Genomic DNA, 17,919 nt, shown 5'->3' with positions numbered 1-17,919 from the left:
CACCCGGCGCAAGGTCTATGTTCGGGCGACGAATGATATCAAATGTAAGTTCAGCCGGTCCGTATTCGATGACTTCATCAGCAGGATTTTTAATAACATTTCCATTTTTATCCTTAATTCCCTCAACACCTTCAATCACAGTTTTTTCTTCACCCGGCGCAAGATCTAGATTCGGGCGGCGAATAATATCGAATGGAATTGATTCTGGTTCCGAAAATATAAAGTTATATGTATGTCTTGCAATGTTACCCGCACCATCAGAAACATGAAATATAACTGAAGCTGTCCCTAATTTAGGTGATTTAAAAGTGAAGGGTAGGGAAGCTTGTTTTGGGTATAAATCCAAATTACCTATTTTATCTATAGGTTCTAAAAGTTTACTAGTCCCTTCAGGCATAGTAAAACCAAATTCTCCTAATATTTCAGGATTTATAATTTTTATAGATTTAACACCAGTAAAGTCATCGGTAAATCTAAATTGAAGGGGTCTTTCCAACCTACCGTATTGAATATTTCTTTCTAGATAAAGATTTTGGGTTCTTCCTTCAACAACCCCATCATTATTTCTATAAGTTTGTTTGTTTCTACTATTTTCATCGATAAATTGATTGGTATCATTTAGGAACGATTGACTTGTTCCAGTATTTGATTGAGCTAGGTTAGAGGGATCAACTATAGTACTAGTTTCAGTACTAGGTTCTGAGTCTTGGTTTTCAGCTGAAGATTGAATAGCTTCTATCGTCGTTGTCCTTTCAGAGGATTGATCATCAGATATAGATGTGCTAAAAACTATCAATTGTTCATCACTAGGCGTTACATCTTGTCCATAAACATTATCCATCATTAGGATTGAACTTAAAGATGCAAGCGTTAAAATAAATAACGATTTCTTTTTCACGATTAAACTTCCTTTCCAAAAAGATATATATTATAAGATTAACATATTTATTTTAAAAAAACAATTGGTTGAATTAATAAGGCATGCATTATACCAAAGAATAATAGTTCTATCAAAAAAGAAATGACCTTGAAATATGAGGGAAACAAAGGGGATTTTAATGTCAAACTAGTTGGTAGTAAAAATTTATTGAAGACAAGGAATTGCGAAGGTACTTTAAAGAAGACAGATACTCAGAAAAAGTTCAAAGTAGGCTATTAATAATGACTTTTGCTTAATAAATAATACCATCCACTGCTAAACTTTTTTAAAAATCACACTAGATTCCAATAGAATTTTTTCATTATTTCTTTCCTTAAACATTTTCCATATCGGGAGAAACTATTTACTAAGAAAACTGTCAGCTTCGAGGCTTGGAATTTATTAAGAGATTCGTTAAATTGATTAAGAGAACATAATTTTTTAGGAGGGGAGAAGACGGAATATCCTTTATTAGCAAACAAATTACCCGTATCGATCAAAAAGGTTTGGAAAAAATTTTTGTGCTTACTTTTTTTAATTACTTTTGGGAGTGGACTGATTGTTGCAGCTTTGCTAAAAACTATTGATCAACTCTCACTGATCTGGCAGGCACTAATTGGTGGGTACCTAGCCCTTGTTTTCATTTTGTTTATCCTGGATTTATTTCTTGTCAACTATGGCTATCACTATTTTCGTTTTGAAATGAATGAAGATGAATTAATTTTCCAAAAGGGGTATTTTTTTCGCTCAATTACGTATGTTCCTTTTTCTAGAATACAACATATAGAGACTGAGCAGGGACCTTTTCTTAGACAAGCACAATTGATGAAAGTCATCATACATACAGCTGCAACGAGTCACAGTATTGCAGGGTTATCAATTGAAGATGGTACGAACATTCAAAAAGAAATTTCAATGAAGTCTGAGATGGATACAAACAGTGAAAACAGATAAATTACATTTCCATTCGATGGCTATATTGGTTTATTTTATAAGAGCGGTTAAACATAGGATGTATTTAATAATCCTTTTGCTGATAGGGAACGATTCTATACCGTTTAAAAGTTTCGCTCTTTTAACTATATTTTCTCTTAGTATCCTTGGGAGTCTTATCAAATACTACAGTGTTTTTGATAGAAACGGCAGGAAGTGAACCTGACGAATCCGAAGTTTCTTTAACTGCAGTCAACCTTTCTACCTTTAGACAAATTGAATCCTTTCAATCCCTTATAGGGCAAAAGGATCTACGTACTCAAACAACTGAAAAAAATGACGACAGTACTGTTCGCTTTCATCTTTCCTTTAAAGATATTTTTATACGCCATAACAGATATCAAAGCCATTTTCCCCTTTATTGGTATTTTAACATATATTTATTAGTGGCTACCTGATCAAATGGTTATGGAATGGCTTAATCGAATTCTTTAGATCGTAGAGAGTGGTTCTTTGTTAATTTTGATGCCTTTGGGTATTGTTTTGATAACAATTCTTTCACTGATAAAAAATTTAGTAAAATTTTACCACTTTGAAACTTCATTGTGCAATGAAACACTCACGATTCAATATGGTCTGTTTGAAAAGGAAAGTACAAAAAATTCTCCTGAATAAAATTCAAGGAATCCGCTTCATAAACAATTATTTCGAGCATTCTTGAATCGGGGATCGATTGAAATTATTCTGATAGGTGGTCAATAAAAAACAGAAAGAGGGCTGAGTCGTGTTTATTTATTCCCTCTAATCCCTTTAGCGAATGATTACAAGGAATTAAATCGTTTCTTGCCAACCTTTAATTTTTATCCTCCCGAATTAACCCTAGTCAGTAAAGAGCGTCTCATCTATTTTGGCGCTGATATCTATTAATCAAAGCCCCCGTACTATTGATAGGATTCCATTACCATTTACTTTTGGAGTTATGCTAAGTTTGCTTTTCATCTTTTTACTGGTTAGAGGCTATGTGAATTGTCACCGTTGTAAAAATAAGATAATGTATATTATGTAAACCCATATAAATAAATTGTATTTCAAACTAAAAAGCCTAATAGAATGATTCTATTAGGCTTCTAACGAGACGGACCAAGCTATGATTAAAGATCTGATTCAACGGCTGACTCTTCTATTGAGAGGTCACTTATAGTTTCGTCTTGAAGAACTGTTTGCTCAGCATCAAGTTGAGTTTCTTCAGTTTCAGCGTCATCTGCCGATTTCTCAACCGTTGTTTCTTCAATTTGTTCAACTGATGTTATTTCTTCTTCAATCGCTTCATCTGTAGAAAGCTCTTCAAAAGTATCGCCGACAATCACTTCTTCTACGGAAGCTTCTTCACTAACACTTTCTTCATCAGCTTCAATCGCTTCATCCACAGCAACTTCATCATTAAGAGCTTGGATGGTAGCTTCTTCTTCAGTGACTTCTGTTGCAATCACTTCTTCGGTTTCTGTTATCTTATCATCAAACAATAATTCTAATTCATGAATCATTGAATAGACATCTCTTAAAGTAGAATTTGGATTTAATTGAACCCCAACTGCTTTTGTAAGTGTCCGATTGATTTTAGAATATACTTCATAAGGTTGTTTACCGAGAACTTCTTTATCCCGTCTAAATCTTGTATTCCAAATCACTTCATCTAGGATTGATTGAACATAAATATTAGCACGAGAATCTAAATGAAGATCGGGTGTATGGGCTGCTTTTGTTTCTAAAGCTTGCAATTCAGCCATTCTTTTTTCAATTTTTTCTTTTGAAGCAAATGGGTCTGATAAAGTAACTAGTGTTCTTGTAATTGCAAAACCATAATCTTTATGTATAGATAAATCTTTATTTTTGAGTTCACTTGTTGCATAATCAATGGACTCAATAATGTTTTTTAAAGCATTCATCCGGCTACCAATTGAGTTTAGGTTAAATATAGTATCTGATTGTTTTATCCCATTTAACTCGCCACCGAGTTTATCGATTAACTTAAAGGCTTGTTCTAATGATTTTTCATATTTTTTAGAAAGAACTCTTTCAGAAATTTTTACCAGTTTATCTTCTTCAATTTTTAATTCTTCTAGATCTGAAGCAACCTTATGATCTTTTACAATGTCTGGAAGTGTCAAGTCTTTTGATACGATTGATCCCACTTCGTAACCTAAAATTGATTGAAGTTTTTCTTGTAATTGTTGAACGGATAAATTAATATCCTTGACAGTCGATTTTGGATCCAACTGCACACCTACGGCTTTAGTAATTGTTTTATTAAGATCATTATACTGTTCAAAAGGAAGTTTACCTAATATGTTTTTATCTCTGATAAAACGTGTATTCCAAATGGCGTTATCTAATTTAGCTTTTACATAGATTGTTGCAATGTCCTCTTCAGTTAAATCTGGATAATCATTGATGGCCTCTTTTAGATCTAAGATTTGTTGTACTTGATGATCGATTGAAGCTTGTGAAGAGAATGGGTCTGCTAAAGTGATTAAAGCTTTAGTGATTGTATATCCCATGTCTTTATGGGCATGGCTGACTTTATTAGTAGCTTCAGTCGTTGCGTATACAATTCCATCAATGATCGTTACTAATGCTTCAATCCGACTTCCAATTGTATCAACCTTTAATGGAACTTTGCCCGCTATGCTTGCTTCGAGAGTGGCTTCTTTCTTGATGTTTTCAACCAATTTTGAAGCTCTTTCAAGGATATTTTCATAATTTGTACCCGCTAAAACTTCTTTCAGATGCTTAATTTGCTCTTCTTTATCTTTAATTACGAGCAGATCTTCCTTGTGATCAGCTACACGATCACGTTTAGTGACTTCTACAACTTTACCTTGTAAGGCTTGATTAAGTTGACTTTCAATTTCAGCCACCGCTTGGTCGATTTCTCCAACGGTTGATTTTGGATCAAGTTGAATTCCTACTGCTTTTGTGATTGCGCGATTTAAAGAATGATAGACATTGGCACCCATCTTACCTAATATTTTTTCATCCCGAATAAAACGCGTATTCCAAATGGCTTTATCTAATTTAGCTTTTGAGTAAATAGTTGCTGTATCTTTTTCACTGAGATCTGGTAGAGCAGCTGCCTCACTCTTGGTTTCTCTCAATTCAGCAATTAATTTCTCAATACTATTGTTCGAAGAAAGCGGATTCAACAGAGTGTATGTAAGATGTGTAATTTTTAATCCCATCATATGGTGGGCATCGATTATTTTATTATTCAAATGATTAACGGAATAATCAATTGCCTCAATTACTTCTGTAATAGCAGTTAGACGTGGCCCTATTGAATTTAAAGCATAAATTGTTTCAGGATTTATACCCTCGCCTTTTGCTATTGCAGTAGCGTCTGAGATGACTGTTTCTAAAATATCAAAACTTTTATTTAGGAGATCTTCGTAGGGAGTCCCTAAGACCGTTTGTTCTAATGCTTCTAATTTGTCTTTTTGATTTACTATTTCTATTGCTAAATCTTGTACATTTGCACTATAAGCTTGCGAAGTATTTGACGCTTCTTCTTGTGCGTATATTGATTGTTGCATCAGAGGAGTTCCAACACTAGCTAGCAATAATGCACTTGAAAAAATGATTGACATTTTTCTCATAAATACCACCTCGATCTATTATGATAAAATAATTATAACACGATTAGAAAAAAATCAATATTTTATCTCGAAACAGTTTGATACAAATTGTTTATATTAAAATGCGTAATATGTTCGTTCTCAAACCCTCCCATTTAAAATAAAAAAGAAACAATCTAAAATGTAGATTGTTTCAGGATTTGATACTTTATTCAATGGATCAATTATTGCTCATTAATCAGCTTCTCAACCGTCATAAAGTCTTTTGAGGTTCCCAGTATTACCAACATATCCCCTTTATGGATGACCGAATGAGGTTCAGGATTTCCAAGAAAATCACCCGAATCTCGAATAATTCCAACTATATTAAAGCCATGTTTAGCTCTCACGTCTAAATCGATTAGACTTTTATCCACCCATAATGAAGGGGTGGTTACTTCGAAGATGGAATAGTCATCAATAATATTAAAATAATCAACAAGATTCTTAGAGGATAAACTATAAGCTAATTTACGGCCACTTTCTTTTTCTGGAATAATCACTTTATCAATGCCAACCTTTTTAAGAACTTTGGCATAATAATCGGTAGAAGCTTTGCCGATGATTGTTTTTACACCGATTTCTTTTAAAGTGATGGTAGATAATATAGACGCTTCTAAATCCGATCCAATTGCAATAATGGCTGTTTGGATATTCGCTAGCCCTAACTCATGAAAAACCTCAATGTTTTTGATATCTGCGCAAATTGCATGGGTTACATAAGGAGCGATTCGGTTGATGCTTTCTTCATTATGATCAATAATAATCACTTCATGTCCTAATTTCATTAAATTCTCCGCTAAACTACGCCCAAATCTTCCGGCGCCAATCACTAGATATTCCTTCACATAATCACCCCACTAAGATACTTTCTTGTGCTTCGCGATAATTGTTCGAGGCTTTGGATTTGAAGAAGACAAACACCATCGCCATGGGTCCAATTTTACCAAAAATCATGGTAAAGATTATCACTATTTTACTCATCACACTTAAACTGGCTGTAATTCCTTGGCTTAATCCCACTGTACCATAAGCAGAGATAATCTCATAATAAAGATTAACCAGTGACTTATTAGGTTCAAAGAGGGTAAGCAAGATTAAAGCGATACCCACCCAAGAAAAAGAAAGAAAGAAAATGGCCAGTGATTTCAATATATTCTTCCTAGGAATCCGACGTCTAAAGACAACGGTATCTTGACTTTCGCGCAAATACGACAGAGTATAAAGAATTAATAAGGCAAAGGTTGTAACTTTTAAGCCACCGGCTGTTCCTCCGGGTGCCCCCCCAATAAACATCAGTAGATTCGTCACCAAGTAGCTCGGGGTGCGTAAGCCTCCTTGTTCGATCGTCGCAAAACCAGCCGTTCTTGTCGTTACCGATTGAAAAAAAGCCGCAGTAAATTTATCCACAAGATTTAAGGGTCCTAACGTACTAGGATTTTGCCATTCAACAACTAAAAAGAATAAGGCAGGTAAGATAATTAAAAGACTTGTTGTCACTATAACAAGTTTTGTATGCAAGCGAAGAGGCTTTCCATTTAAGTAATGGTGGATTAAATTTCTGCTAACTGAAAAACCGAGTCCCCCTACTATAATTAAGAACATTAGTACGATATTTATCCAATTATTATCGACATAGCCCATAAAACTTTGGTCACCGATAATATCAAAGCCGGCATTACAAAAAGCAGAAACAGAGTGAAAGATACTATTGATGACGCCTTTAATGACCCCATATTCAGGTATAAATTGAAAGCTTAATAAAACAGCACCAATGGCTTCAATAATTAAAGTAGAATAAGCGACATACCGCACAAGGTCTGCTACCTCACTAAAAGTAGTGGTGTTTTTTTCTTCTGCTAAGAACTTACGATTAGAAAAAGACAGCCGTCTCCCCATTAACATACCAATGGTTCCCACACCGGTCATGATTCCAATACCGCCTATTTGTATGAGAATTAAAATGACCGTTTTACCAAATGGCGACCAATGACTTGCGGTGGTTAAAGTCGCTAGACCCGTGACGCAAACTGCAGAAGCGGCTGTAAAGATACTATCAATCAATGAGGTCTGCACACCCTCATTAGTTGCAAAAGGTAATTTTAAACAGAGGCTCCCAATTAAGATGAGGCCCAAGTAGCTATAGAAGAATAATTCAGCAGGATTGATTGAAATGAGATCTTTTTTCCACTGGTTATAGACAAGCATGACTTTCCACCCTTCTGTGCACAAAAGTTAGTTATATCGTGGTTTAGCTTTTTTAATTTTGCTATTCCTATAGTAGTGAAAAAAAACAGGAATTTCAAACACAAATTACTCATTGTTTATTTTGACCAGCAACTTATCAATAGACTCATTTTACCCTAGAAAAGCTACGATTAGCTTTTTTTCTTTTGATGAATAAAACTATAATAGACAAGAAAATAAATAAGCTTAACGCAATCGTAAGCCATAACTTCCATGGAGATGGCTGTCTTCTTGTTATTGTCTCTTGAACGCTTTCTTTCGGATATGGAATACGTTTACCAATAACCAATAAGCGATGACTATTAATCATATAGGGTGTGCAGGTTAATAAAGTTACTCGATCTTCTGCTTCTTCAATTTTGAGGGATTCAAAATCATTAGGTTCAATCACTTTGATTTCAATCACTTGATAAGCTAAATCATCGCGCAAGTTATGGAGGAAAAATAAGTCGCCAACTTCCATTTTGTTTAAATCAGAAAATAATTTGGCGCTAGGTAAGCCTCTATGAGCTGTAATGACGCTATTTGTTCCTTTACCACCAACAGGTAAGCTGGTTCCTTGGAGGTGAGCGGCTGCTTTTTGTAAGACTTCTTCAGTCGCTCCTGCATGGATAGGTAATGAGAGATCAATCTTAGGAATATCGATAAAGCCTATCTGTTCATTGATTTCGAGCATGCGAGCATATTCTTTAATTCCTTCCTTTTGTTTTTTGGTAAAAGGATCCACCACGCCATTCATACTAGGAAGGATGGTCGAATTATAAGCATGGGCTAATTCAATCCGACGGTCTAATTCAGTTTGTGATATTTTGATAGATTGGTCCCTAAATTCTTCTACTTGCGTTCTTGCCGCTTGGTTATGAATATAACGCGCTACAAAAGGATAGGCGACCAAGGTCAAACCCAAAAGGAAAATAAAGATGTTTAAAACAGCTTTGATATTTCTTCTATTGATTGTAGCCACCTACTTTCCATTGTCAGTCTTTTTTCGATTATACAGCCAAAAAAGAATAGTAAGTAGTAGTAAAAGTAACAGGAGTAATAAAAGCCAGCGGTACTTGATAAAGAAGTTCATAGAGGTCTTGCGGTCTTTTTCAAATTCATCCTCTACATAAGGAATACGGTGTCCTCTAACCAGTAGGCGGTGACTATTGATCATATAGGGGGTACAAGTAATTAATGTCATATAATCATGCTCTGGAACAATATCAAGATATCCTATTTCATGAGGTAAGATGACATCGATTCGATCGACTTGATAGGCTAAAGTTTCATTTAAGTTGTTAAAATAAAAGACATCATCTATTTTTAACTTGTCTAAATGCGAAAATAAACGTGCATTCGGCAACCCTCGATGCCCTGTAATAACTGCATGGGTGTGAAGTCCACCTACCGGCAGACTTGTCCCTTCTAAATGTCCGATTCCTTTTTGCAGCACTTCTTCACTGGTTCCAGCAAAAACTGGTAAGTATTCATTTATTTTAGGAATATCAATGACACCAATTTGTTCATTAATCTCCAACATATGCGCATAGGCTGCACGTCCTTCTTGATGATCTTTTTCTGAAAAAGGATCCGAAAGCTTTGAAACGCCCTCTTTTTTCTGACTTAATTGGTCGTTGTAGGCTTGGGCAAGAAAAACACGTCGGTCCACTTCTTGTATAGACAGTTGTTGCACAGCCTCCTTATAGCTATTCACTTCCACGCGTGAGGCTTGGTCATAGAGGTAACGTGAAATAAAAGGATAGCATAAAGCTATCCCTCCCATTATAAAAAGTAGATTATAAAAAAAGAGTTTAATTTTTTTCTTCTTCATAAAGCTTACATGAAATCCTTTCTGTACCAGTTGTCGACTTATAAAAAAGAATGAATAAACCGATGGTTATAAAAAGAAAAGCAAGGTAGAAATATTTAGTTTTACATTCTCCTGTCGTTGGTAAAAAGCCAATATCACTTGGTTTAGAAGGTCGGTTAATAGGAATATCTTGCTCTTGCTTTGATGCTTCAACTGGATGGTTGACGATCTCCATTACAGTATAGTTCCAATAACTCTGACTGGTTATTTCAAAGGGAATGGCTTGTTCAAAGGGTTGGTATTTTAGACCTTGTACAATGGGGGCTTCGATTTCGATAAGATAGTATTTTCCTAAGGGCAGATTGTTGACTTCAAAATATCCTCGTGAATCAGATTCTACAATGTAGAAAGACCCTTCTTTCGAAGAGACTGGTTCGAAGAGGCGTTTTTTACTATTCCAAGTGACTACTTCAAAGCGTGCACCCATCAAGCCTTGCGCCGGCTTTTTATGGTTGACCTTTCGGAAATGTTGTCCGCCCTTTTCAAGCCCTTCTTCAAATGAGCTTTCATCTGTAGGCTCTGTGGTTGAGTCTTGAGAAGTCTCTTTAGCAATCAGATAATTTTTTACTAAAACTTCAGTAACTTCACCAGCCTTAATAGTGAAATGTATTTTTTTTGAAAGCTGATACCCATCGACCGTTTTTAGTTCAACTAATACATAGTCTCCTTCTGGTAATGAAGCGAGAGTGATTTCACCAAGAGAATTCGACTTCAATTCAGCCTTGCCCGAAGGATCCGTTGTAAAATGCCCTTCTTTAAACAACATTGGCTGGTCTGAATTCGCTGCATAAATATAAAAAGTAACATTCGCTAAATTCTTCCAATCATCCATTTGGTTAGTGGTCACTTCACCGATCACTTTGATTTTTAGGTAGCCCGTTTGAACGCGCTTAGGGAAAACATCAACTTCAAAAGCGTTTTGATAAGGCAAATCGATGATAAATGGTACCGTACGTTCTTCTTTTTTACCGGCTTGATTGATTTCTAATCCGTAATAGCTACCATCCGGAAGCCCGTCAATAATAGCTAGAGAATTTTCATTCGTTTTTGAAGAGTAAGATTGTTTAAATAGATGATCTAATTCACTAACTTTCTTTTCTTTTAAAGAAGCGATATCTGCTTGAGAATAGGCGGGATCGACCTTCCATACTCTATATTCTCTTATTGTTTCACTATCAACAGAATGAATGATCAAGCGATTGGATGTGGCTGAAATATGATTAAACGGTATGATCATTAAGGTAAAAAGCATCAATAGAAATGTAGTAAGTTGTTTAAATAACTTCATATCATACCTCCTAGTTTGAATATCCTTTGTTAAGGGAAATAGGCCTATTTCCCTTAACAAAGGATGGAGAAAATCTCCATACCTTAAATTCTTAATCGTTTAGGCTTCTTCTTTGGCCTTACGACGACCATAAATTGCAAGGAACATTAGTAATGCGCCTGCTACGATGAAGATGACAGTCCCCATACCACCAGTTGCTGGGATAGATGGACGTAAATTATTAGTAATCTCAAGTTTTTGATTATCTTTTTCTACTGAAAAATTAACAGCATCGGCTAACAACTGATAACCCTCCGGTGCTTTAGTTTCTTTAACTGAATACTGCGATGGTTTAGTTCCCTCATTTCCTTGTGCTGAGTATGCCAGTCCGTCAATTGAAAAATTACCCTCGGCATCGGATTTTAATTGGATAACCTTACCAACCATTGCATCTGGGAATTTTGGATTACTCTCGGCATTGTTAAGGGTGATAAGATGTTCGTTCCACTTCATCGGAGCATTATCTTCTAAGACAGTAAAAACAGCTTCTGAAAGAGCTTTCTTATTGGAGTCAACTTTTTGAAATTCTTGACTTCCGTATTTGATCGAAACATCATTTGAAGCGCTAGTAGTCTCTTCTACCACACTATTATTGTAAGTAATTGTTGCATTGTTTGTAATTGGTGTATCAGTAGATGAGTGAGTGCCGTTAAGGTAGGCAGTAAAACTAACTTCAATAAATGGTGCTTCATTTGTATTGGACGAAATACCATCGATTTCATTATCAGCGATTTTATTTCGATTTGCTAAAGGAACTTGAGAAGCGATTTGTTCGATACCCTTTGGTGTTAAAGCAATACTTATAGTTTGACCACTGACTGAATAATTGAAATGATCTTCTATAATTAACGTTTCATTTCCCACCTTAATCGTCGGTTTAAGGTCATCATGCTTAATCGTTAAGGCCGGATCTAACTGGTCTGTAAAGGTATATTTTGAATATTTTTCAATATTTGTTGGGATGGTTCCTTTTAAAATATATTGAAAAGCTTCGCCAACATTGAATGAGGCTTCGTTAAAACCTAACTTAGCAATATCCTTACCGATAACCGGAAAAGCACCTGTAACGTTTTTAGGATAAATATGAATATCTTTAAGATATTCACTACCGTCAAATTTAGTCATTGGAAAAGCAATTACAAATGGAACCGCTAATGACTCCGTTACGGAATTTGGTTTTTTTGTTTCAAAAACAGCAAAGTATTTAGGGTTAGCAGGATCAACATTTACTGTCCATTCAACCGTTCCATTTGAATCGGTTTCACCGAGAAGTTGGCCTCCAGATGCTGGCTGGGTAGGCTTTGTACCAGCAATTGCTTTATCATAGCTATCTTTATCAATTTCATAAGCTGTAAAGCTTACTCCAGATAAGGGTTTTACATTGGTACCGAGAGTAGAAAGGTCTGTAATTATTGTCCCGTCCTGGTTTGCTTTTGGCAAATCAGAATTATATGAATCTGCTTGCAGTTTATGAATGGTTACCTTTGCATCGAAAGGTTCTGTTGCAAATACTGAAGGGGCCTGAGTTAAAATGTTCGAGAGTCCCAAAATAAAAACAAGGACTGCTGTTAATAAGTTGCTTTTTTTCATGTGTTTACTCCTTTTCATGTGTTTTTTTTGATTGAAGATAATAAAAACTTGTTAAAGCCATTAATATGAAGCCGGAAACTAGATAAATCAGCACCCCCGTTCCTCCAGTAAGTATAAGGTCATGCGATTGGTAATTCATTACAACAATTTCATTGTCATTACCGTCAGAGCTTGTATCTCGTTTGCTAATAAAATCGACTTGCTTTTCATCCAATATGAATTCCGCTTGGCCTGTTTTATTCCCTTGGGAATCGGTACTTTCAATAATTTCAATAGTTAATGGTTGTCCCAGGAGCTTATAGCCTGCAGGGGCCTTTTCTTCATATAATAGGTACTTTCCAAGAGGTAAATCTTTAAAGACGATGGAATTATAATTATTCTGGCTAACGACTTGATCAATAAGACGGTGATCTTTATTATCCTCAGCTTTAGATTTTAAGCGAAAGATGCTGCCAGTTATTCTTGTAGTAGGGTCCTCACCGTCAATTTTATTGAAACTAAAATCGGTCCTGATAAGTTCATTAATCACAACATAGCCCTTATTAGCATCTAAGACGATTGCATTTTCGTTCTTAATTAAATCATCCGGCATTATAGAGACGTTGTTACTTCTATCTACTTGAATGATAACTGGCTTAACAATTTTTCGATAGCCATCTGGTACAAAGCTTTCATCCAGATGGAAATAAACATAATTCTCCTCTGTTCTGATGGGACGATAATTAGATAACTCTTGGTTAAAACTAACTCTTCCATTGGTATCACTGGTAACTGTCCAGCTTTCATGACTCGAACTTAATCCACTTGCTGGGTCCCCTTCCATACGGGTCAATGTGAAGCTGGCACCAGCTATAGCATTGCCATAGTCTCCATTTTGATTATTAATATCATCCCGTTTCCAAAATTCAATTTCGATCGGATGGAAACGGTTGATCACTCTCGGAATGCCATCACTGCTTTCGAAATTCCAATGGGCATCAGATTGGGAAAGCCAAGTTAATTCTCCTTTGTCAGAAACTTCTACTTTTGCACTGATACCTCCTCCACTTATTGTCTCATAATTAACAGGTGATTGGGTTTCTACAACTTCATAAGTTTTGCCAACTGGCAAATTCTTGAATGCAAGCAAGCCATCTGCTCCGGTTACTTTAGTAGCCAAAGCTTGTCCGACTCGTTCTTGTTTTTGTCTATCGTACTCATAAATTTGAAAGCTTGCACCTTCTAAAGGGGGCATTGACTCGATAGACAGACCTTCATTATCATCTGCTACTTTCTTTAGTTGGATATTGGTGGGGTTTTGACGATTAATGGCAAAATCTAAGCGATACTTGCCAGAGTCGTCTTTTGTTAAGAAGTCCTCCTCATCAGTACCTTCTATACGGGTGATGTGAGGGCGTATTCCTCCTGCATCCGAAACAATCTCTATTTGATAGACATTATTTGACCTTAAATGAGTGTTGGGACTACTCAATTCCCTTAATTCATATTTACCTGTTTCTACATCGGTAAAACCTGCTGTTCCCGTCGCATTGGTCGTGGCTGTTTGTAGATAGTCTTTTCCTTCTATTCCTTTTAGTTCAAATTGCACACCAGCTAAAGGAATAACCGGTTGCGTAAAAGGATCCAACTCTTCCCCTTTTTCACTATAGCCGTATTTCACAATTTTAAAGTTCGAGTCCACTAGGTTTGAAACGGTATAGCCTTGATTGTCATCTCCAGTGAGCAATTGATTGTATTCTGGCAGTATATCCGCAATATATTTATTGTCTAGCGTATCCAATTTTATCTCAATAATATCATAGGCATCGCTTTGGGCAACGTAACCTGGTGGAGCTTGTATTTCTTGTAAACGATAGAAACCTAGGGGGAGATCGTTAAAAATGACTGTGCCATCTGCAGCTGATTGAGCGATCAGAGCAGTCTGATTCGAGTCCTCAATATATTCACCTTGATCATTCTTGATAACAGGCGTTAAAGTAAACTTTGCCCCTTCTAACGGCAAGTCGTTAAGTCCCACCTTGGTGAATTGAATGGTATAGGTTAAGAGTTTGTTAGTCATTTTGATCTGATCCTCTGCCCCATCTACGACACTTGAACCAGTAAATTCGTCTGATCCAGTAGGGGGTTCCATAGTGACTTGTCCAAATTCATCTGTTGTAATTTTCCATGTTGCTTGACTCTTTTGATACCCTAAAGGTGCTCGAATCTCTTGAATAGTAAAGGTTGAATTAGGTTGAGTGGCTGTTCGATTGAGAGTCACTCGCCCTTTTGTATCACTTGTCTTTATTAAAACCTCTTCAGTTTTAGCGTCATTAACCACACGGAATTGAGCCCCTGATAAAGGCTTGCCTTTTTCATCTACCTTAAAGAAGGAATAGGATTCTCTAGTATTAGTATATTCATAAAGATTAGAAACTGGATTGCGTTTTAAAAGTGGGGCCACTTCTTTTTGTGTGTCTAAGTTAATTGTTTGAATATTTTTAATTATTAACCCGCTATTATCTGCTAATAATTCCAAATCAAAAAGGGTTTTTAAATGTTGTTTTACATAGCCAGGCGGTGTTTTTGTTTCTATTAATTCATAGGAGCCGACTCCTAAGTCCTCAAATTGAACCTCTCCACTGGAATCCGTTGTGACTGAAGCAATCTCAGCTTCAAAGGGCTGTGTTTGTTTCAAATCAAATTGAGCCCCAGCTAAACGGCTTTCATTTAAGCCAATTTTTGTGAACTTAAAATCAAGTGTATGTTCTTGATTGATAAGATTAAAGCTTTGGCTATCATCTGTAGAATTTATCTCACTAATATTGCTTGTATTGCCTTGTAGACGGATCTTGCCATCTGCATCCACCACCAGGGTCCACTTGTTATTGTGAGGCAAATAGTAGCCAATTGGGGCCTTGTCTTCAGTTAAGAGATAACTTCCCTCTGATAAGCGACTGTATTCAAAAATTGCTGACGAATTGCTAGTTTCTTTTGGAATTACTGTTCCATTAAGTGTTTTTAATGTAAATTGAGCATCTTCAAGTAAATCGCCTTGTTTATTAACTTTGCGGATTCTTAAACGATTGGGTTTGTTTTCTAAAATGGGAGGGGTATCCCCTAGCGAAGTAACGCTTCCTTTATAGGATTGGCGAAAATTTCTGGCGAAAACGGCTGATTTATCCTCGTTTTGATCAATATCAAATAAAATTGTTTTCTCACTTTCAAGGTACCCATCAGGCGCATTAATTTCTTTGAGTTCATAGCTACCATAGCTCAACTTAGTAAAATCTAACTTTCCTTCTTGATTAGAAATTACGGTCTGACTAAAGGAAGGATCCCCCTCTTTACTTAAGCGATAGACTGCATTCGCTAAGGGTTGTTGCGTTTCTTGGTCAACTTTTTTAAAAGTTAAATCCGTCAGCAATATCTCCAGTCGGATTAGTGCGGCGTTATTTAGTACCTCACGACCATTTTTGGCAAATGGACGATAAATATTATTATAATCAGGAGATAAAGTACCATTGGCTGAAAGATTGTATGCTCCATAATAACTGCCTTCTTTGGGGTCGAATTTATTTGCAACAAGACTTGGATTCTTTTCTAGTAGGCCAATTTTAGGCGGTGCATACCCATTAGGTGTACTTATAAGCTTGACATAAAAGTAAGGGTAACTTCCATCTCTTGGAACGTTGTAATAAGCAGTATAGCCATTAGTCCCTGTATATGAAGTTGGTTGGGAGTCGTCATTTACAAGGCTTAGATCAAAGGTAAACCAATCTTCTTCTGTTCGATTATAATGAAAAAGCTTTACTTCTACATTAGGCGCCGGATTATCAAACTGGTCTAAGGCTAAGATATTAAATTTATTTGAGACGGGTGTGGTAGAATCCGTTGCTGATCGTGCTTGGATATTAGAAAATCTTGCTATTACTTCATATTCTACAGGTAATTTAATGGTTTCACCGTCAGGAAAAGTGATGGATAAAATGGTTTGGAAGACCCCTGTTTGCGAAGTATCTATGGCTTCCTCCCATTCGTACAGCACTTCTTTCGATAAATCACTGTAATTTTCGACTACATTTTCCGCTAACAAAGGTTGATCGACTTGAACAAGAATTTCATCTTTTAAGATCGGCTCAGGATTTAGCTGAGTACTTTTATCTTTTGTGTGATCTTCTTGACTTGATTCTTTATTTTCTTGATTTATAGTAGTTGCATTATCATCAACTATCGTGACTGTTGTTGATTCTTCGTTTGTCGCTAATTCTTTATTATTGTCATCGTTTTTAGGAACAGTTTGCTGGGCAGTAATCTTCCTATTCGAAAAAAGCGTAACGGCTTTAACGGTAAAACTTTTACTCATCGAATCTGAACGATCTACCTCTGCTTGCAGTGTATGTTTAAAGTAAGCTTTTGGTATCCAAAATTGATAAACTTCTTCATTAGCATTCGCTTTGAATCCGACTTGCCAAAGTTTCTCTTTTTCTTCATTATAAGGATTTTCTGGTGCTAATGGTTCTTCCATTGTAAAAACTTCAGGTTCTACTAAATCAGCTTGACTTGGGGCTTGTGGTTCAACTAGGTCGGAAGGAATTTCAAGACCACTCTCAATTAGTTGGTTATATTGTGTCCAGTATGCTTCTAGTTCTTGCTCATAATTTGCATATTCTAGCTGATAAGTCTCTAGGGCTTCTTGGTAGGCTTGCCACTCAAGATCATTTTGCTTTTTGGCTTCCAGATAAGTTTGGTATTTTTCTTCGTAATGAACCTTATCCTGCTGATAGGCCTCCATCTCTTCGCGGTATTGCATAAAATTCTTAATAGCCCTATTAAAATCTGATTGCTGATTCACTAATCGCATGGAAATAGTTTCTTCTTGATTGGTAATAAGTTTAAATGAATGGACTTGTTCAAATTCAGCATCTGTTTCAAACATTATAAGCTGATCACTTGGTTCCATATTATTGTTGCTATTCAAAAATATTTGCCAAGTAGAAGGATTATTTTTTAATTGAAGAATATTCGGGTCTATTGCTTCTTGGGCATAGGCCGTAGTGAAAGTTTTAAAGGGAATGGTTGATAGAAGCAATAGGAGCACTAACATAGTATTCCAAAGGGTTTGTGAATATTTTTTCAATTTTATCACCTCTTAATCGTTGTGTATTCTATAACTTAATAGCATTTTAAGATCATAATCAATTGCATAGCTTTCTTCAAATATTATATCTAAAAAAACAGTTCCATTGCAAATGAATCTATAGCATTTATAAAAAAATTAAACATTAAGAGCAAAAATAACTATGAATCCGAACATTCGGCTTAAATTTCTTGTAAAAAATCATATAAATCTTTCTCCAAAGAAGACTCTATGATAGACTATTTTAGTAAATGGGTG

General features: G+C 35.9%; 10 protein-coding genes. 1 reads left to right on the top strand and 9 read right to left on the bottom strand.

Annotation, left to right across the window (positions count from 1 at the left end; translation table 11 throughout):
- On the bottom strand, positions 1-898 hold an 898-nt coding region (locus tag ACQV18_RS04940; RefSeq protein WP_428892650.1), incomplete at its 3' end, for a hypothetical protein.
- A 540-nt stretch (positions 899-1,438) separates the two neighbouring features.
- Here ACQV18_RS04940 and ACQV18_RS04935 point away from each other — a divergent pair.
- Positions 1,439-1,873, top strand: a complete 435-nt coding sequence (locus ACQV18_RS04935) for a PH domain-containing protein (protein ID WP_428892649.1) — start codon at positions 1,439-1,441, stop codon at positions 1,871-1,873.
- Positions 1,874-3,003: 1,130 nt separating this feature from the next.
- Here ACQV18_RS04935 and ACQV18_RS04930 read toward each other — a convergent pair.
- The 8 genes from ACQV18_RS04930 to ACQV18_RS04895 form a co-directional block, all read right to left on the bottom strand.
- Positions 3,004-5,505, bottom strand: a complete 2,502-nt coding sequence (locus ACQV18_RS04930) for a CAMP factor family pore-forming toxin (protein WP_428892648.1) — start codon at positions 5,503-5,505, stop codon at positions 3,004-3,006.
- Positions 5,506-5,708: 203 nt separating this feature from the next.
- A complete protein-coding gene (locus ACQV18_RS04925; protein WP_428873353.1) occupies positions 5,709-6,371 on the bottom strand; it encodes a potassium channel family protein in 663 nt (220 codons plus the stop codon).
- Between the two features lie 4 nt (positions 6,372-6,375).
- A complete protein-coding gene (locus ACQV18_RS04920) occupies positions 6,376-7,731 on the bottom strand; it encodes a TrkH family potassium uptake protein (RefSeq protein WP_428885054.1) in 1,356 nt (451 codons plus the stop codon).
- 145 nt (positions 7,732-7,876) lie between these two features.
- Positions 7,877-8,734: a class C sortase gene (locus ACQV18_RS04915; protein WP_428875258.1), complete on the bottom strand. Its 858-nt coding sequence runs from the start codon at positions 8,732-8,734 to the stop codon at positions 7,877-7,879.
- On the bottom strand, positions 8,735-9,586 hold the full coding sequence (locus ACQV18_RS04910; protein ID WP_428875257.1) for a class C sortase: 852 nt from the start codon (positions 9,584-9,586) through the stop codon (positions 8,735-8,737). It lies immediately after the preceding gene.
- Entirely contained in the window at positions 9,567-10,913 is a 1,347-nt protein-coding gene (locus ACQV18_RS04905; protein ID WP_428892647.1) for an MSCRAMM family protein, read from the bottom strand. Before ACQV18_RS04905 ends, ACQV18_RS04910 begins: the two co-directional genes overlap by 20 nt.
- A 99-nt stretch (positions 10,914-11,012) precedes the next feature.
- Positions 11,013-12,542: a SpaH/EbpB family LPXTG-anchored major pilin gene (locus ACQV18_RS04900; RefSeq protein ID WP_428873358.1), complete on the bottom strand. Its 1,530-nt coding sequence runs from the start codon at positions 12,540-12,542 to the stop codon at positions 11,013-11,015.
- Between the two features lie 4 nt (positions 12,543-12,546).
- Positions 12,547-17,661 (bottom strand): SpaA isopeptide-forming pilin-related protein, encoded by a 5,115-nt coding sequence (locus ACQV18_RS04895; protein ID WP_428892646.1) that lies wholly within the window; start codon positions 17,659-17,661, stop codon positions 12,547-12,549.
- Positions 17,662-17,919 lie beyond the last annotated feature (258 nt).

Origin of the sequence: Facklamia sp. P9177 (assembly GCF_050409585.1) — a bacterium.
In the GTDB taxonomy this organism is placed as follows: Bacteria; Bacillota; Bacilli; order Lactobacillales; family Aerococcaceae; genus Facklamia.
This window is presented reverse-complemented; position numbering and strand designations above follow the sequence as displayed.